This is a genomic window from Deinococcus sedimenti, assembly GCF_014648135.1.
In the GTDB taxonomy this organism is placed as follows: Bacteria; Deinococcota; Deinococci; order Deinococcales; family Deinococcaceae; genus Deinococcus; species Deinococcus sedimenti.
In genome coordinates this window covers 1-17,547 of sequence record NZ_BMQN01000013.1, presented here as the reverse complement: position 1 = coordinate 17,547, position 17,547 = coordinate 1, and the positions used below count along the sequence as shown (strand labels likewise).

The 17,547-nt window shown below is 70.8% G+C and carries 16 protein-coding genes; 6 read left to right on the top strand and 10 right to left on the bottom strand.

Annotation, left to right across the window (positions count from 1 at the left end):
- Positions 1-6: 6 nt before the first annotated feature.
- Together IEY69_RS16900 and IEY69_RS16895 are read right to left on the bottom strand one after the other, a co-directional pair.
- Positions 7-1,524: a Ppx/GppA phosphatase family protein gene (locus tag IEY69_RS16900; RefSeq protein WP_189074323.1), complete on the bottom strand. Its 1,518-nt coding sequence runs from the start codon at positions 1,522-1,524 to the stop codon at positions 7-9.
- Positions 1,525-1,549: 25 nt separating this feature from the next.
- Entirely contained in the window at positions 1,550-3,304 is a 1,755-nt protein-coding gene (locus tag IEY69_RS16895) for an ABC transporter substrate-binding protein (RefSeq protein WP_189074322.1), read from the bottom strand.
- Positions 3,305-3,356: 52 nt separating this feature from the next.
- Here IEY69_RS16895 and IEY69_RS16890 point away from each other — a divergent pair, with 52 nt between their 5' ends.
- Entirely contained in the window at positions 3,357-4,586 is a 1,230-nt protein-coding gene (locus IEY69_RS16890; protein ID WP_189074321.1) for an MDR family MFS transporter, read from the top strand.
- Positions 4,587-5,192: 606 nt separating this feature from the next.
- Here the strand turns inward: IEY69_RS16890 and IEY69_RS16885 are convergent.
- A complete protein-coding gene (locus tag IEY69_RS16885) occupies positions 5,193-6,251 on the bottom strand; it encodes a GNAT family N-acetyltransferase (RefSeq protein WP_189074320.1) in 1,059 nt (352 codons plus the stop codon).
- A gap of 98 nt (positions 6,252-6,349) precedes the next feature.
- Here IEY69_RS16885 and IEY69_RS16880 point away from each other — a divergent pair, with 98 nt between their 5' ends.
- Both IEY69_RS16880 and IEY69_RS16875 read left to right on the top strand, forming a co-directional pair.
- Positions 6,350-6,904, top strand: coding sequence for an endonuclease dU (locus IEY69_RS16880; protein ID WP_189074319.1), 555 nt, complete (start codon positions 6,350-6,352; stop codon positions 6,902-6,904).
- Between the two features lie 180 nt (positions 6,905-7,084).
- Positions 7,085-8,176 (top strand): DUF4384 domain-containing protein, encoded by a 1,092-nt coding sequence (locus IEY69_RS16875; protein WP_189074318.1) that lies wholly within the window; start codon positions 7,085-7,087, stop codon positions 8,174-8,176.
- A gap of 55 nt (positions 8,177-8,231) precedes the next feature.
- On the opposite strand, the gene IEY69_RS16870 is transcribed toward IEY69_RS16875, so the two are convergent.
- The 4 genes from IEY69_RS16870 to IEY69_RS16855 all read right to left on the bottom strand — a co-directional run bounded on the left by IEY69_RS16870 (position 8,232) and on the right by IEY69_RS16855 (position 12,513).
- On the bottom strand, positions 8,232-9,947 hold the full coding sequence (locus tag IEY69_RS16870) for a M3 family oligoendopeptidase (protein ID WP_189074317.1): 1,716 nt from the start codon (positions 9,945-9,947) through the stop codon (positions 8,232-8,234).
- Between the two features lie 35 nt (positions 9,948-9,982).
- Positions 9,983-10,852 (bottom strand): PSP1 domain-containing protein, encoded by an 870-nt coding sequence (locus tag IEY69_RS16865; RefSeq protein WP_189074316.1) that lies wholly within the window; start codon positions 10,850-10,852, stop codon positions 9,983-9,985.
- 99 nt (positions 10,853-10,951) lie between these two features.
- On the bottom strand, positions 10,952-11,851 hold the full coding sequence (rocF, locus tag IEY69_RS16860) for an arginase (RefSeq protein ID WP_189074315.1): 900 nt from the start codon (positions 11,849-11,851) through the stop codon (positions 10,952-10,954).
- Between the two features lie 101 nt (positions 11,852-11,952).
- A complete protein-coding gene (locus IEY69_RS16855) occupies positions 11,953-12,513 on the bottom strand; it encodes a GNAT family N-acetyltransferase (protein WP_189074314.1) in 561 nt (186 codons plus the stop codon).
- Positions 12,514-12,745: 232 nt separating this feature from the next.
- Between IEY69_RS16855 and IEY69_RS16850 the strand changes: the two genes are divergently transcribed.
- The 3 genes from IEY69_RS16850 to IEY69_RS16840 all read left to right on the top strand — a co-directional run bounded on the left by IEY69_RS16850 (position 12,746) and on the right by IEY69_RS16840 (position 14,598).
- Positions 12,746-13,393, top strand: coding sequence for a metallophosphoesterase family protein (locus IEY69_RS16850; protein WP_229784053.1), 648 nt, complete (start codon positions 12,746-12,748; stop codon positions 13,391-13,393).
- A 341-nt stretch (positions 13,394-13,734) separates the two neighbouring features.
- Positions 13,735-14,151 (top strand): hypothetical protein, encoded by a 417-nt coding sequence (locus tag IEY69_RS16845; protein WP_189074313.1) that lies wholly within the window; start codon positions 13,735-13,737, stop codon positions 14,149-14,151.
- 9 nt (positions 14,152-14,160) lie between these two features.
- Positions 14,161-14,598 (top strand): dUTP diphosphatase, encoded by a 438-nt coding sequence (locus IEY69_RS16840; RefSeq protein WP_189074312.1) that lies wholly within the window; start codon positions 14,161-14,163, stop codon positions 14,596-14,598.
- A 91-nt stretch (positions 14,599-14,689) separates the two neighbouring features.
- On the opposite strand, the gene IEY69_RS16835 is transcribed toward IEY69_RS16840, so the two are convergent.
- The 3 genes from IEY69_RS16835 to menC are packed head-to-tail and all read right to left on the bottom strand — an operon-like array spanning position 14,690 to position 17,237.
- Positions 14,690-15,241, bottom strand: coding sequence for a single-stranded DNA-binding protein (locus IEY69_RS16835; protein ID WP_189074311.1), 552 nt, complete (start codon positions 15,239-15,241; stop codon positions 14,690-14,692).
- A 56-nt stretch (positions 15,242-15,297) separates the two neighbouring features.
- Complete coding sequence (locus IEY69_RS16830) at positions 15,298-16,122, bottom strand: acyl-CoA acyltransferase (RefSeq protein WP_229784069.1); 825 nt, start codon at positions 16,120-16,122, stop codon at positions 15,298-15,300.
- A 5-nt stretch (positions 16,123-16,127) separates the two neighbouring features.
- The gene (menC, locus tag IEY69_RS16825; protein ID WP_189074310.1) at positions 16,128-17,237 is read right to left on the bottom strand and encodes an o-succinylbenzoate synthase; all 1,110 of its coding nucleotides are present in this window, start codon (positions 17,235-17,237) and stop codon (positions 16,128-16,130) included.
- Between the last annotated feature and the right edge of the window lie 310 nt (positions 17,238-17,547).

The window sequence follows — 17,547 nt, the reverse complement described above, 5'->3', positions numbered from 1 at the left end:
CCTGGACTACTCGGCCTTCAGGGTCAGCGGACCGAACGCCCGCGCCCACACGTCCGCCTTCTCCCGCGCGCCCTCCAGGTCCAGCGGCGTGGCGCCCTGCACGCTCAGCTGCCAGCCGTCACGCGTGCGGGTCAGGCCCGTCACGCGCGCCGCGCCCGCATGCGACCGGTCCAGCCCATCCGCCACCCGCAGGATGCCCACCCAGCGCGTCACGAGCGCCTGATCCGCCTCGCTCAGCGCCGCGAACTCCGGATGCGACGGCCTGGGCGCACTCTTGCGGTGGTAGCGGGCCAGCAGCGCCACCAGCTCGATCTCCCGCGGCGTGAACCCCCGCAACTCCGCGTGACGGATCAGGTACGCCGAGTGCTTATGGTGCGCGCTCTGCGCCACGATCTGCCCCACCTCGTGCAGCGCCCCCGCCGCCGTCAGCACGCTGCGCGCCTCGCCCTCCGCACCCAGGTCCACGCCCAGCGCCCGCAGCCGCGCCAGCAGCTCACGCGCCAGCGCCGCCACCTGCCGCGAATGCGACAGGTTCGCCCCGAACCGCTCCGCCATGCCCAGCACGCTGCGCTGCCGCGCACTGATCGACGAACTGTACGCCTCCAGCCGCGTCAGCTCCTCGATCAGCATGCCCTCGCGCAGCGCGCCCTCGCTGACCGTGAACTCCTGCGCGCCCAGCACCGTCAGCGCCGCGTGCAGCGTCGCCAGCCCCGCCACGACCGTATCCGCCCGCCGCTCCAGGCCCGGCACCCGCGCCCGCGCCGCCCCCTTCAACCCCCGCACGTGCTCCAGCAGCTCGCCCAGCTCCGCGACACTCAGGCGCGTGCCGTTCACGCCGCGCGCCTCCTCGCCCCGCCGCGCCAGGATCGCCTCGGCCGCCGCCTCCGCCGTACCGCTCGACAGCACCACCCGCGTGCCCGGCCGCACCCGGAACCGCTCCACGTGCGGCGCCAGCGCCTCCCTCACCGCGCCCTCCAGCGCCGCCAGTTCCCGCCGCCCCGGCGGATCAGAGCGCAGGAACGCGTCCCGCATGCGAATCGCGCCCAGCGGCAGACTCAGCACGTCCGAAGCGCGCGCCGCGTCCCCCCGCGCGAACTCCAGACTCCCCCCACCCAGATCCAGCAGCACGCTGTCCACACCCAGCTCCACCGCGTGCGCCGCACCCAGGTACGTCAATTCCCCCTCACGCACCCCACTGATGATCGCCGGGTACACCCCGGTCCGCGCCAGCATCCGCGCCGCCACCTCCGGCCCGTTCAGCGCCTCCCGCAGCGCACTCGTCGCGTACACGTGCACCTCCGCCACGCCCGCCCCCGACGCCAGCGCCCGGAACCGCGTCAACGCCGACGCCAGCCGATCCTCACCCTCCGGCGTCAGGTTCCCCGCCCCGTCCAGGCACTCCCCCAACCGCGTCCGGTCCTTCAGGGCATCCAGCACCCGGTACCCACCCGCGTCCCCCCGCGCCGCCTCCGCGATCAACAGGTGACTGGAATTGGTCCCCACATCCGCAACGGCAACCCTCATGCGCCGCAGCGTAGCGCAGCGCGAGTCAGGCGCGGGCGTCCCCCAGCCACAGGCGCTTGAAATCGATGCGGCCGTACGCGTCCGGGTGCACGTCCCGGATCAGGGGGTGCACCGCGCGGCGCTTGACGCGGTGATGCGTGAGGTGCAGGTGATGCCCGCCCATCAGCCGCGCCTCCACGCGGGTCATCAGGGCCTCCAGCGCCTCCGCGCCGGGGGCCACGCGGTACCCGTCCAGTAGCGCGTCCACGTCGCGCAGCACGTCGGCAGGCAGCAGGCGGCGGAACAGCAGCTCCGGCTGCTTCAGCGCCGACCAGAACGACAGGTGCTCGTCCCACCCGGCGATCTCACCCATGAACGCCAGATCCACGTCGTCCCCGGCGTTCGGCAGAGCGTCCAGCGGCGCCGGAACGACCTGCATCGGCAGGCCCAGCCGGGCAGACCGCGCGGCCAGCCAGTCGGCCTCCTGCCGGGCGCCGGGCAGGTCCAGCACCCACACACGCAGCGGCGGCCCGGCGTACGCGGCCCGTGCCAGCAGCGCCTGCGCCCGTGCCAGCGAGTGCCCACGCGGCGGACGGTTCAGGCTGCGGCGCGGCAGGAACGACGTGGCCGGCAGCAGCCGCTCGGCGCGGCCCGATTCGTGCCAGAACGCGCGGATGTCGTGCAGCTCGACCACCGCCGCGCGCAGCGCCGCCGACCGCGCGGCGGGCCGGTGGGCGTTCCAGATCAGGAACTGCACGCTGTTCTCCGGGACCCAGCGCTCGACCGGATCCTCCGGCACACCCGACACGTCCAGGGCAGGCGGCGCGTCCCCACGCAGTTCCGGCACGAGAAAGACCTCCACCTCGTCGATCAGGGGCCGCCCCGCGAAGTGCGCGTCGAAGGCCTCCAGCCGGAACCCGCCGTCCAGCGCGTGCCAGCGGAACGCCCCCGTCCCGACCGGGCGGCGCTCGTCGAACGGCACGTCCCGCGGGAGGATCAGCGCCTGCTCGTGCGCCAGCCGCCGCGGAAAGAACAGGTCCGGATCGGTCAGCGTGACCTGCACCGTGAACGGCGTGGGCGCCCGCACGTCCAGCACGCCGCCCAGGTACCACGGCGCCCCGCGCCGCACCCGCTCCAGCGTGAAGCACACGTCCTGCGCCTCCAGCGTCCGCCCGTGATGGAACTGCACGCCCTTACGCAGGTGAAAGACCCAACTGCGGCCCCCGTCCGGCGCGCCCCAGTGATGCGCCAGATGGGGCCGCAACGTTCCCACAACCGGATCGAAGACCAGCAGTGGATCCAGCACCTGCGTCAGCAGATGCGCCTCCGCCGCCGAGTTCACCGTCAGCGGATCCAGACTGGTCAGGGGCCGCGTCACCACCGTCCGCAGGCGATCCGTGCCCGCCGGACCCACCCCCAGCCCGAACGTGCCCCGCACCGCGTCCGTCAGCACCCACGCGCGCGGAAACCCCAGCCGTGAGAGCCGCGCCAGATCCGCCGCCGCCCCCACCGCCGCCAGATGCGCCGTCAGGGCCGCCAGTTCCCCCTCCAGCGCCCCCGCGAACGCCACCCGCGACGTGTTCCCCCGCCCGCGCCCCGGCGTGTACACCAGCCGCCCCGAAGCGTGCAACCGCGCCAGCTGCCGTTTCGCCGTCCGGTCACTGCACCCCCACCACGTCTGCGCGTCCGCCAGCGTTACCCGGTGCCAGTCCCGCACCCCATCCCGCGCGTGCAGCGCCGCTCGCAGCGACAGGTACGGCCAGTCCGGCACACGCGAATCAACAGGAAAAGGGGACACCATCACGCCACTATGCGTCTTTTTCCCCCCTTTCCACCTACGCCACCCTGAACGCATGTGGCGCACCCTGCACCCGAACGTGAAAACCCGCATCACCACGTCCTTCCTCAGCCGCGTCGTCGGCAGCATGGTCTTCCCGTTCATGGCCATCTACTTCACCACGCACCTCGGCGCCGCCCTCGCCGGAACACTGCTGCTGGCCGCCGGCATCGTGCAGTTCCTCGCGGGCCTGTACGGCGGCGCCCTCGCCGACGCCCTCGGCCGCCGCCGCACCCTCCTGACCGGCGAAGGCCTGAAACTCCTCGCCTTCACCCTCATGCTCCTCGGCAACCTCCACGGCCCCAACCCCTGGCTCACCTTCGCCGCGCTGCTCCTCGTCAACGTCTCCGGCGGCCTCATCAACCCCGCCGCCGAAGCCATGCTCGTCGACGTCAGCACCCCCGACACCCGCACCTTCATGTACGCCGTCAACTACTGGGCCGTCAACCTCAGCATCCTGATCGGCACCCTCATCGGCGGCTGGCTCTACCACGACCACTTCACCCTCCTGCTCGCCCTGCTCGTCGGCATGAGCGTCCTCACGGCCGCGCTGTGCTTCGCCCTCATGACCGAAACCCGCGCCGCCAGCCCCACCGCCCGCGCAGACCTCGGCCTCACCCCCCTCCTGCGCAGCTACGCGCAGGTCATCACCGACCGCCCCTTCCTCCTCTTCGTCCTCGGCGGCATCCTCATCCTCAGCATCGAATTCACCCGCACCAACCACATCGCCGTGCACCTCGCCCAGAATTTCCCCCACGCCGACTGGCACGGCCTCACCCTCGACGGCGTCCGCGCCGCCAGCGTCCTCACCGCCATCAACACCCTCCTCATCGTCGCCCTCACCGCCCCCGTCGCCCGCTGGCTCACCGGCCGCGACCCCCACCGACCCATGCACGCAGGCTTCGCCCTGTTCGCCATCGGCTTCGCCGGACTGGCCTACAGCACCCACCTCCCCACCCTGATCGCCGCCTCCGTCATCCTCAGCATCGGCGAACTGCTCTACGTCCCCACCCGGCAGGCGCTCCTCTCCGACCTGATCCCCGAGGAACGTCGCGGCGCGTACCTCGCCACGCACGGGCAGGTGTTCACCATCAGCAAATGGATCGCCGCACTCGGCCTGCCCGTCGGGGCCGCCATCGGCGGGGCAGGCATGGCCGCCGCACTCCTCCTGCTCGGCGCGCTGGGCAGCCTGCTCACCGCGCTCGCACTGCGCCGGACGGTTGGGGAGAGGATGGCTCGCGCCTGATGGACTGGGGAAGGGGCGCGCCTGGCGGCGGGCTGCCCCACATGCCGGAATCGAGTTGGATGGGCTGCGCCTGCGGCGGGCCTCCCCACCCCCCAGCCCCCTACCCCAGGGGGGCAGGGGGAGCGGTCGCTGCGCTCGGCAGGTATTTCGCAGGCTTGATCGGGGGGCTGTCGGCGGGGACGGCCACGCCTCACACGCCATCCTCCGGTGTCGCCGCGTTCGCCCCGCGCGCTGCGCGCACGACGGGCTTGGCTGCTACGACGGTTGTGTGGCCAGCCAACTTGGTGCGTGCTGGAAGGTTCTACTTTTCTCGCTTTGGCAACAGCTGTCTTTTGAAAGTCGATCAGCGGATCGCTTCATGTTGCCCTGACAGCCACCGCAGACCACCACCGGCCGTCGTGCGCGCAGCGCGCGGGCCTTGCGGGGGGCGGAGGATGGCGTGGAAGCCGGACACGTCACCGCCCACAGCAACCCTGCCGCGCCAGTCAAAACTCTTGCCCAGTGCAACGTAAGCCCCCCCTGCCCCCCTGGGGTAGGGGGCTGGGGGGTGGGGAGGCCCGCCGCAGGCGCAAGCACACGACCTCAATCTCAATCCGCAAATCCGCGTTACCGGAGTTTCAGCTGCCACTCCGTGAAGCTGCTGTACGGCGTGAAGCCGAGTGCGACGTTGATGCCGAGCATGGGAGCGTTTTCGTTGGCGTTGTTCGTCTGGACCCAGCGGGCGCCGGGGCAGGCGTGCAGGACGTGGTCGAGCATGGCGGCTTTGACCCATTTGCCGAGGCCCTGTCCGCGGGCGTCGGGGCGGACGGCGGTGGCGCCCTGGTAGACGAGGGTGGCGCGTTCGGGCATCCAGAAGGTTTCGCTGTACGCGTCGAGCCTGCCGGTGCGGGTGTCTTCGATGGCGATCATGTGGCGGGTTTCGTTGGCTTCTTCGATCATGGTTTCCCAGGAGCGGATCATGTCGGGGGTGATGGTCCAGTCGTGTTGTTCGAGGTCGCCGCGGGGTGCGGTGTTCATGACCATCATCATGTCGGCGACGCGGGTGAGGTACTCGTCGGGGACGCGTTGCCAGAGGTGCAGGTGGAAGGGGTCGCCGTGGGGGCGGGTCTGCCAGCGGGTGGTGAGGTCGTGGTCGAGGGTGGTGAGGTCGAGGCGGCTCTGGCGCATGGGGAGGGCGGGTTGCGCGCCGTACGCTTGTGCGAAGGCTTCTCCGGCGGGGCTGCGGCTGCTGGTGCCGAAGGTGAGGGTGTGGCGGCCGGCGGCGGCGGCGCTCTTGAGGAGTTCGGTCATGACGGCGCGGCCCAGGCCGCGGCGGCGGGCGGTGGGGTGGACGGTGAGGCGCAGGTGGGCCATGTGGGTGTTCTGTTCGGTGTCGTATTCGACGTTGCCCCAGGCCAGTGCCTGGTCGCCGTTCCACACGACGAGGTGTTCCTTGCGTTCGGTGGGGAGGCTGTGGGTGAGGCCGAGCGCTTCGGTTTCGGGGAGGAGGGCGGGGTCGTCCGGGTGGGTGTGGTGGAAGGCGTCGGCGAGCAGCTGGCCGACGGCGAGGCGCTGGGCGAGGGTGGCGGCGTGCGGGTCGAAGGGGGTGACGGTGGGTTGGGTGGGCCAGCCGGGGGCCGGGGTGGCCTGGGGCTCGGGGGTGGTCTGGGGTGCGGTGGAGGTCATATCCGCAGTGTGCGCTCCGCCGGTCAGCGCGGCATGCGCCGGATGGCGGAGGGGGTGGGTAGGCCAGTTCGGCGCTTGCGGGGCGCTACGCTGCGGGGGTGTTCGCGCATGCCATCGGCTTCGATGACGCTCCGTTCGACCGGGACTGGCGGGGTGACGTGCCGGTGGTCGGGACCGTGTACGCCCGGACCACGCTGCATGGCGTGGTCAGTGGCCGGGTGAGGCGTGACGGGCGGAACAGTACGTCCGAACTGGCGCGGCTGGTGAATCAGTCCCCGGAGCATCTGCAGTTGATCCTGCTGCAGGGCATCGCGCTGGCGGGCTTCAACGTCGTGGATCTGCAGGCGCTGCACGAGCAGACGGGAAAAGCCGTGCTGGTGGTGGCGCGGCGTGCCCCGGACCTGGAGCGCATCCGCGCGGCGCTGCTGAACCGCGTGCCGGGCGGGGCGCGGAAGTGGGCGCTGATCGAGGCGGCCGGGCCGATGGAACCCTGCGCGGGTGTGTTCGTGCAGCGCGCCGGGCTCACGCTGGCGCAGGCGCAGGGGGCGCTGGAGGCATTCACGGTGACGGGCCGCATCCCGGAGCCGTTACGGGCCGCGCACCTGATCGCGCGCGGGGTCACGCAGGGGCACAGCCGGGGTGGGCGCGTCTGAACGGTCCTCACATCTGACCCGGCTGGAACTTCACCGGGGAGCGGGGCGCGGGCCTGATCCCGGCACCTCGCGCGTGGCCATGCGGGGGCGCCGGGCGGGACTTCACGCTTTCCTGAACTCTCAAGGCTTCCATCAGGCGCCGTCAGCCTGCCGTCACGCGCTCCCGGCAGACTTGACCACATGAAAAGCAACCTGACTGCCCTGCTTGCCCTCGGAACCGCCGCTGCTCTCAGCACAGCCGGAGCCCAGGCGAAGATCAGCGCCCAGAGCATCATCGTGAACCCCACCCAGCCGGACCTCAACGTCAGCGTCCGCGTGAACAAGGACACCACCGGCAGCCAGAACCCCGCGTACCGTGTCGGCGAGGCCATCAGCGTCAGTGCGACCGTGAACCGCGACGCGTACGTGTACCTGTTCAACGTGAACCCCGACGGCAGCGTCGATCAGATCCTCCCCAACCGACTGAGTGGCGAGAACTTCGTCAAGGCGAACACCACCACCACCTTCCCCGCTCCCGGCGCCAACTTCACCTATGACGTCGCCGGACCCATCGGGCAGAACAAGGTGCTGGCCCTGGCCAGCCTGACCCCGCTGAACCTCACGCAGATCAGTGAGTTCAAGACCGCGCAGGATCAGTTCGCCACCGTGAACACCCAGGGCGGCCAGGCTGGACTCGCGCAGGCGCTGAGCATCGTCGTCAACCCCCTGCCGCAGAACAGCTGGGTCAGTGACACCGCCTTTTACACGGTTGCCGCGCAGAACCCTGTCAGCACCGGCAGCCTGTTCATCGGCACGAACGTGAACAACGCCACCGTGATCCTGAATGGTCAGCGACTGGGCGGCGCGAACGTCACGTACAGCAACCTCCGCGCCGGGAACTACCCGGTCCGCGTGCAGGCCCCTGGCTACACCGACTTCACGACCACCGTCACCGTCCGTGCGGGCGGCACCACCAACCTGAACGTCGAGTTCGCCCGCCCCATTGCCGCTCCTGCTCCCGTCAACAGCGGCAACGCGGTCCTCGACCTGATCGGCAACCTGCTGGGTGCCATCGCCGGCACGACCGTCCAGGATCCCGCCCGCAGCGCCTTCGATCAGAAGGTCCGTGACCTGCAGAGCATGGGTTACACCCTGCAGCAGACCCGCCAGACCGGCACCGGGTACACTGGGACGCTCGTGAAGGGCGCCACGACCGCCACCCTGACGGTCGACCGCGGTGCGAACCGCACCGTGCGAGTGAACGTCACCGAGAGCACCACCTACCAATACTGATCCTCACGACAGGGGGTGCCGCACATTGACTGTGCGGCCCCCTCTTCTGCTGCCTTCAGGCCTGCATCTGCCCGCGCAGGAACGTCATCAGGCCCCGGATGTACTCACGGTCGAAGCGGAACTCCACGCCCGCCGCGCGGTACAGCTCGGGCACGCTGACGGTGCTGCCCAGGCGCAGGCTGGCGCGGTAACGGTCCAGCGCGCCCGCCGGGTCCGCCTGCGCGGCGCGCCAGATGCCGGTCGCCGCGAGGTAACACATGGCGTACTCGATGTAGTAGAAGGGCACCTGGAACACGTGGTAGTACTGCCAGCCCTTCGCACGGGCGCGTTCGTCCAGGCCGTCCCAGTTCACGAACGGGTGGAAGGTGCGGTCCAGTTCCAGCCACTTGGCGTCCAGCGCCTCGATGCTGACGTTCTCTGGGGCCTCGGCGTACAGCCAGTGCTGGAAGGCGTCCATCTGCGCCGCCCACGGCAGGAACGCGATCACACCTTCGAGCTGCTTCTGGCGGTAGCGGCCCAGTTCCTCGGGCCTGAAGGCGTGGCCGAGGTGGTCCAGGGTCAGGAATTCCATGGCCATGCTGGGGATCTCCACGAACTCGATGGGACTCCAGCGGTTCCACACGAGGGGCTGCGCGTCCCCGCTGTAGAAGCCGTGGAAGGCGTGCCCCATCTCGTGGAACAGCACGCGGACGTCCTCGGCGGTGCCGACCACGTTCATCAGTACGAACGGTTCGTTGTGCGTGGGGAAGTACTGGCAGTACGCGTGCGTCATCTTCCCTGGGCGGGATTCGAGGTCCAGCAGGCCGCCGCCGCGCATCTGCCGGAAGCGGTAGCCCAGCCCGGCGTCCAGCGCGTCGAAGGACACCTGCGTCAGGGCTTCCAGCTGCGCGCCCGTCTGGAAGGGGGCCAGGGGCGCGCGGCCCTGCGGGTCCAGGAGGTTGTTGCGGTTGTAATCCCAGGGCCGCACCGAGTCCAGGCCCAGCTGCGCGGCGATGTCCCCGGCCAGCTGCGCGGTCAGGGGCACGACCTCGTCCCGCACCGCCTCGTGGAACGCCACGCAGTCCGCCGGGGCGTAGTCCACGCGGTCCAGGACCTTCCACTGGTAGTCACGGAAGTTCCCCTCGTCCGCGTTGCGGGCCAGCTGCCAGCGGGTGCCGAGCAGGTCGCGCATCACGCCGTCCAGGTCCGCCGCCACGCTCAGGTTGCTGTCGGTCAGGGCGCGCCACGCCGCCTCGCGCCCCGCGCGGTCCGGGGTGTCCAGCCGCTGCTTGGCCTGCGGGATGGTCAGCGTCTCGCCGCTCAGCGTGACCTTCTGGTTCCCGGTGAGGACCGAGTAGCGGTTCTTCTGCTCCTCGTGCGTGACCTCCAGCGCCACGTTCGCCTCGCGGTACAGCGCCGCCTCGTCGCGCATGCGCCGGTACGCCAGCGCGAACTCCGCGTCCGGCACGTAGTCCGGCACGGCCAGCAGCTTCTGCTTCAGCGCCTGCTCGGCCCGCGCCGCCTCGGGCATCACGGTCCCCGTGAACGTCTGGTAGCGCTCCTGCACGGGCGGCTGATCGGTGTGCAGGTCCGCGTGGGTCGCGAGTTTCGCCGCGACGCTGTACAGTTCGCCGCTCAGGTCACTCCACGCGCGCAGCCACGCGGGAACGTCCGCCGCACTCAGCGGGGCGTCCAGCAGCGCCTGCACGCGCGGCGCGTACGCGTCCCAGCGGGTCAGGGCGTCCGGGACGGCCAGGGTGGCTTCAACGGCACTCAGGTCTGTGGCGGTCATCCCCGCGAGTGTAGCGTCACCCGTGCGGCTCGCCGTTACTCCCGCGCTGCCCGGCCGGGTTTCCCGGGACGCGGCCCGCTCCGCCCGCTCTCGGGCAGGGCCTTGATCTCCGCGTCCGTCAGGCGGCGCAGTTCGGCGGCGGGCACGTCGGTCAGGACGCCCTGATCGGTCGTGACGTCCACCGTTCCGGCCAGCGGGTGCAGTTTCGTGACCTTCCCGCACGCGCCGCTGCCCTCGTGGCACACGCGGGCGTTCTTGCGCGGCAGGTCCTTCAGCAGATCCAGGTACTGGGTGTGCTCGAACTGCAGGCAGCACAGCAGTCGCCCGCACGGCCCGGACAGTTTCTCCGGGTTCAGGGGCAGCTGCTGGTCGCGCGCCATGCGGATACTGACCGGCGCGAAGTCCTGCAGGTGCGTCGAGGAGCAGTTCTCCCGCCCGCACGCGCCCAGCGTGCCGATCATCTGCGCCTGCTCGCGCGGGCCGACCGCCGCGAAGTTCACCCGCGCCCGCGTGTGCCCGCGCAGCTCGCTGATCAATCCGGTCAGTTCGATGCGTTCCTCCGCGCTGTAACTGACGGTCACGAGGCTCTCGTCGAGCGTGAACTCGACCGCCACGACCTTCACCGGGAGGTTGCGCTGCCGGGCGCGGGCGCGCAGCAGCCACTTCAGGTCCTCACCGGTGCGGTGCAGGTCCTCCCAGCGGCTCACATCCTCGGGGCTCGCGGCGCGCAGGACCGCGCCGTAGCGCTCCTGCGACTGGGGGGGCGTGGGATCGCCGCGCACGGTGGCGACCTCGGGGCCGCGCTTGCCCTGCACGACCACGCGGGTGCCCACCGGGTGCGCGACCTCGCTCAGCATGGGGTGCAGGCGGGGACTGCGCTCGAAACGGATGGGCAGGACAACCATGACGCGCAGGATGTCACGCCACGCGGGGGGCCGTCGAGAGCCGATGCACAAAGCCCCCGCCGCGCGCGGGGCGGGGCAGGGGCCGGATAGGGGAGAGGATCAGAGGATGCGCTGCCCGAGCAGGCTGGCGGCCATGCCCACCATGACCTCCGCCGTCTGGTTGCGGGTATCCAGGATCGGGTTGACCTCCACGATGTCCATGCTCGTCACGCGGCCCGACTCGGACAGCAGTTCCATCAGCAGGTGGCCCTCGCGGTACGTCAGGCCGCCGGGGACGGGCGTGCCCACGCCGGGGCACACGCTGGGGTCCAGCGCGTCCGCGTCGAAGGACACGTGCAGCCGCTCCGTGCCGCTCAGGCGCTCCAGCGTCTCCTCGTGGATGCGGGTGATGCCCAGCTGGTCCACGTCCTTCATGGTGTACGCCTTGATGCCCGCCTCGCGCAGCAGGTCGCGTTCATGGGGGTCCACGCTGCGGATGCCGATCATGACGATGTCCTCGGGGCGGACGTGCCAGCCGCCGCCCAGCCCGGTCAGGCGCGGGTCGCCCAGCCCGGTCAGGTGCGCGACCGGCATGCCGTGAATGTTGCCGCTGGGGCTGCTGCCCGGCGTGTTGTAGTCGGTGTGCGCGTCCACCCAGATCAGGCCCATCCGCGCGCCCGACGGGGTGCCGCGCAGCGCGTTGCCCGTCACGGTGCCCATGCTAACGCTGTGATCCCCGCCGATCGTCAGCGGGAAGGTGTCCGCGGGCAGCGCCGCGAGGCGGTCGCGGGTGCCCTGGCAGGCGTCCAGGATGGACTCCAGGAACACCATGCCCCCCTCTGCCAGTTTGTCGACGCTCTCGGGCAAGTCCACGCGCACGTCGCCCAGGTCGGTGACGCTGTGGCCGAGGTCGCGCAGCGCGCGGGTCAGGTGAGCGTTGCGCAGCGCGGACGGGCCCATGTCCACGCCCCGGCGGCCCGCGCCGAGGTCCATCGGGATACCCAGGATCGAGAGGTTCATGCACTCCAGCCTAAGGGGTCCGGGGCGGTATGCCTCACGCCTGCAACATTATTTCCGCGCGGCGCGTCCAGATGAGACGCCCTGAGTATTCAGCTGCATATTCATGCCGGGCGGTGGTCATGCGGTGCTGCTGAGATGGCGACGTGCGCCCACAGGATCAGCGGGCCATCCACGTCGCTGTGCCCGCGGCCCAACTGCCGGAAACCCAGCTTCGACAGGACCCGCGCGCTGGCCGGATTGCCCACGGCGGTCTCGGCGGTCACGACCCGCACGTCCTGCGCGTGCAGATGCGTCACGAGCGCGCCCACCCCCTCGGTGGCGAGGCCCTGGCCCCACACCGCCGGGTTGAAGCCGTTCCCGATCTCCTGCGCCCCCTCCGGCGATGGCGGCCCTTTCGTTCCCAGCATCCCGACCGCCTCCCCGGTGTCCCGGCGCACGGCGATGAACGACCCCGCGACCTCCGATTCATCTCCGGTCAGTGCCGCCAGCATCCCCGGAAAGACGGGGAGCGGATCGCCCGGCCACTCCGGCCCGAACCGCACGTCCAGAGGCCCGTCCGGACCGGGCAGGGGCAGCGTGAACGCGTCGGACTCCAGGCGGCGCGTGATCACCGCGCGGGACAGGGGCAGCAGCAGCAGGCGGGGCGTCTGGAGGACCGGCACGCCCGCACGCTAGAGCATTTGCCATAAAGATGGGTTCTTTATAGCCGAGTGGAGCGAGTGAATTTGGCTGAGCAGGACGGAGAATGGAGGCATCAGAAATCTGTGGTTCTGATGCCGGAATTCGGAGACCTGCTCTAGCGACCCCTCTCCCCGGAGTGCCGCGCGGGGGTACACTCGTCCATCACTTGCAGTCCCCCCGGTCCGGCCGACTCGGACCACCCCCACCCTGACCATGACGCCGCCCGCCCTGCCCCCCCTGTCCCGCGCCCCGCTGGGGAAGCGCGTCATGGTGCTGGCGGATCACGTCCACCCGTTCGTGTACCGCTCCGCGTTCCCGCAGGGCGTGCCCGCGGTGGACGCCGTGCTGGCCGCCGGGGACCTGCCCGGCTACTACCTGGAGTTCCTGGCGACGAAACTCACCGTGCCGATCATCTACGTGCACGGCAACCACGAGAACGAGTACGTGAACGAGGGCGACGGCCGGATTCCCCCGCGCGGCGTGATTGCCGCGCATGGCCGCGTGATCGAGGAGGCGGGCCTGCGGATCGCTGGGTGGGGCGGCGTACCCCGCTACCGCACGGATGGCGAGGGGCAGTACACGCCCACGCAGGCCCGCTGGGGACTGGGGCGGCTGGCGTGGCAGGCGCGGCGCGGCGTGGACGTCCTGCTGACGCACGCGCCCCCCACCGGCCCGCACGCCGGGAGCGACTACGCGCACCGGGGCTGCCCGGACATCAGCGCGTTCATGGCCCGCCGCCAGCCCAGGCTGGTCGTGCACGGGCACATCCACGAGTACGAGGGGAAGAAACTGGAGTACCTGGACCCCGAGAGCGGCGCGCGGGTCATCAACGCGTACGGATACCACGTCGTGGAACTGTAGGCCCACGCTGCTTTGTGACGTCTAGAACAGTGTTCCCACTGCGCCATTTCGCTTAAGGCCACCTGTAGATCCGGCACATGCAGCGCTGACACTGGCGCGGCATACTTCGCCTCGGCCTGGTGAGGTCGTCCCCACGGGGGCGAGGGGCCAAGAGGGAGACGCCCACCTCTTCACCAACGGGCGCGCGAGCAGGTCGCGGACCACACGGTCAGCGCGCCGCGGGTGCAAGGCCCGCAACCTGATCCAACGGCACCACACACGACCCGCCCCGGACCTCACCTCCGGGGCGGGGCGGGTCGTGGCTACAATCTGTGCGCGGCGGCCCGTCTACCCTGACAGGCATGCGCGTGATGCTGCCCCTGATCCTCACCGCCCTGGCAGGGGTGGCGGGCGCGGCGCCCGTGACCGTGGAGGTCCGCTTCGATCTGCGCGGCCTGCTCGTGAACCGGGAGGCGCCCAGCACCCTGGCCCTGCACGTCCCGGGCCGCGCGCCCCTGCCCGTGCGGCTGGGCGGCCCGGTCAGCCTCACGCACCCGGAGTCCTTCGGGCTGCTGTTGCCGGTCCGGCTGACGGTGCCCGCTCCGGCGGCCGGCGAGTGGCGGCTGCGCGGCCCGCTGTTCGTGTGCGGCTTGCGGGAACGCGTGTGCCGCCGCGTGGAGCTGAATCTCACTGTGCCCCGGCCAGTCGGCCGCTTCACCCGCGTGACCGTCACCGACGCGGACCTCGGAGGCAGCCGCTTCCTGTGGCCGGGCCGCTAGCATGGCCGGATGACCCGTCAGGCCCCCAAGACGAATGCCCGCCACCTGCGTGACTTCCACGACGCCATCGGCGAGGACCGCCGCGACACCCCCACGCCCCCCGACCGCGCCCTGCTGACGCTGCGCCGCACCCTCATCCAGGAGGAGGCGGCCGAGGTGGACGCCGAATTCCAGGTCCTCGCCGCCCGACTGGACGCCGGGGAGACCCTGGCTCCTGGCGACCTGACCGCCCTGGCGCATGAACTGGCCGACCTGCTGTACGTCACCTACGGCGCCTTCGACCGCCTGGGCCTGGATGCCGACGCCGTGTTCGCCGAGGTCCACCGCGCGAACCTGACCAAGGCCAGCGGCCCGCGCCGCGCCGACGGGAAGATCCTCAAACCCGAAGGCTGGCAGCCCGCCGACGTGCGCTCGGTGATTGAACGGGCAGTGGGAAGTGGGCAGTAGGGAGTGGGAAAAGAACGCAGGGCACCGCCAGTTCGGGGTGCCCTTTTCCTGTGGTGTTCCTACACCCCACAGCCCACGACCCACAACCTCTTCAGAACGGCGGTTCGTCGTCTGCGCGGGTCGGGGCGGGGCGGGCCTGCGTGGGGGCCGGACGGGTGGGCGCGGGGCGCGCGGCCTGGGCGGGGGCCTGCGTGGGCGTGCCGGGGCGGGCGCCTGGGGTGGCGTAGCGGTCCTGGCGGCGGCCGCCGCGGAAGATGGCGAGGGTCACGTACTCGAATTCACCGTCGCTCTTTTCGCGGACGTGTTCGGGGTCGGTACTCTTCGCGCCGCGGGAGTATTTGACGGCGGCGGGGAGTTTCATCTTGCGGCTGTCCACCGCTTCGAGTTCGCGGCGACGGTAGGCGTGGCCCTTGTGGATGACGAGTTCCTCGCCGTCGGGGCTGGTCCACTTTCGGGCGCCGATGAGGTGCCAGTCGAAGTCGGGTTCGTTCTCCAGCGGGAACTGGTAGCCGCCGCTGGGGATTTCGCCGCTGGTCCAGCCGAGGCGGCCGTACTGCCGCTGGGTGTCGAGGAGCGCTGAGGCGTTTTCGACGTCCACGGTGACTTTGGCGCCCAGGTCGGTGGTGAATTCAATATGTAACATCTGACCTCCTTATGTAAATAACATAACATGGCCTGGGGGTTCTGAACAGTGGCCGCTCAACCCTCCCGGCGCAGCACGTAAAAGGCCCGCTCCCTCTCGCGCGCCAGATCCACCACCACGAACCCCCGCGCCAGCGCCCCGCCCAGCACCTCCCGCAGCGCCAGCCGCCACGCCCGCCGCACCGGCTCCGGCAGGACGTCCACTCGCAGCGGCACCTCCGCCAGCAGCGTCGGGGTCAGCAGGACCTCGCCCTCCAGGGGCAGAGGGGCGCCCGGCGCGTCCCCCCGCGCCTCCAGCACACGCAGGCCCTCCGGTCGCGGGGCCGGGCGTTCCACTGGGCCGCGCGCCAGATCCCACTCGATCAGCAGGCGGTCCGCCGGAAACGCCCCGGCACGGTCCTCCTCCAGCGCGTACCAGTCCGGCAGGTACGTCCGCGCGGCCGCCCCCAGCTTCCCCAGGTTCAGGCGGGCATTCCGGGTCACCAGCGGGTCGAAGGTCCACGTCATGCGGGTCAGGCCCTGCTCCAGCGCCAGCCGCCGCTGCACGTCCTTCAGCGCTACCGCCAGCCCCGACCCCCGACACGCCGGGTCCACCGCCAGCAGGTGCGAGTGATGCCACATCCCCCCGTCCCGCAGCGCCGGGAAGCCGAACGCCAGCCCCACAGGCTGCTCCGGCTGATCCCGCGGGTACGCGCCGAGCACGATCCCGCCCGTCACGCCGCTGATCCGGAACAGCGTGCCCGGCGTCACCTCGCGGTCCACGTAGCCCCACGCGGCCACCTGCACCCCCTCCAGCGCCCGGAACGCCCACGGGTCCACCACCTCGCGGATCACGAACCCCGGCGGACTCCACTGCGGGAACGCCCGCCCCTCCAGTGGCACGCGGATCACGCGCGGAACTCCTCCTGCACCTCCGCCACGCGTGACACGAACTCCCGGTCCAGCGTCACGCCCGTCCCCGGCCCCTGTGGAACCGGCATCAGGCCGTCCGTCGCCTCCAGCCCCTCCAGGATCACGTCCTTCTCCCAGTAACGGCTCGCGCTGCTCGTATCGCCCGGCAGCGTGAAGTTCGGCAGGGTGGACAGGTGAATGTTGTGCGCCCGCCCGATCCCGCTTTCCAGCATCCCGCCGCACCACACGGGCGCCCCGAACGCCTGCGCCACGTCATGCACCCGCCGCGCCTCCGCGTGACCGCCCACGCGGGCCACCTTCACGTTCACCACGCCGCCCGACCCCAGTGCCAGCCCCTTGCGGGCGTCCTGCGCGCTCGCCACGCTCTCGTCCAGGCACAGCGGCGTGCTCAGGCTGCGCTGCAACTGCGCGTGATCCACCAGGTCATCCCACGCCAGCGGCTGCTCGATATACGTCAACCCGAACGCATCCAGCGCCCGCAGCCGCCCCGTGTCCGCCAGCGTGTACGCACTGTTCGCGTCCACCGTCAGGCGGATGTCCGGGAACGCCTCCCGCACCGCACGCACCGGCTGCACGTCCCAGCCGGGCTTGATCTTCAACTTGATCCGCCGGTACCCCTGCTCCACGTGACGGCGCACGACGTCCACCGTCGCCGCCTCGTCCGGCTGGATGCCCAGGCTCACGCCGACCTCCACCGCGTCCTTCCGGCCGCCCAGCAGCTGACCCAGCGGCACGCCCAGCTGCCGCGCCCACAGGTCCCACGCGGCCATCTCCACCATCGCCCGCGCCATCCGGTTCCCCCGGAACGACCCCAGCGCGTCATTCAGCGCCTCCGGATTCGCGAAGGACCGGCCCAGTACGCGCGGCAGGAACACGGACCGCAGCAAGCCCAGCGCCCCCGCGATCGTCTCCTCGCGGTACATCGGCGCGAACTCCATCGTCCCCTCCGACACGCCCTGCACGCCGTCCCCATGCAGGACCAGCAGCGGCACGACCTTCTCCGTCTGCACCCCGAAACTCGTCTCGAACCGGAATTTCAGAGGAAGGCGCACCACCAGCAGCTCGGCCGATTCAATCGTGAACATGACCCAGTATGCGGGGAGTGGGAAGTAAGCAGTGAGGAGTGGGCTCGGTGGTCTGCCTTCGCCCTTCGTGATGGGCAGGGGAGAAGAGGAGAGGCGGAGGTGGTGTCCGTTCCGGTCCGGCGTCCCAGTGGTCTGATCTCAGTGTTGGGGCCACCCACTTTCCACTCCCCTCAACCCACTGCCCAGGCGCGTTTCGCGGACTCTCAAGTGAGGCTCTGGTGCGGGGTGTTGACAGATTCACGCATGGCCTGTATCTTTTCTGAGCCTCAAGCGAGGCGGGAAGCATGACAGGCGAAGAGATGAGTGAACA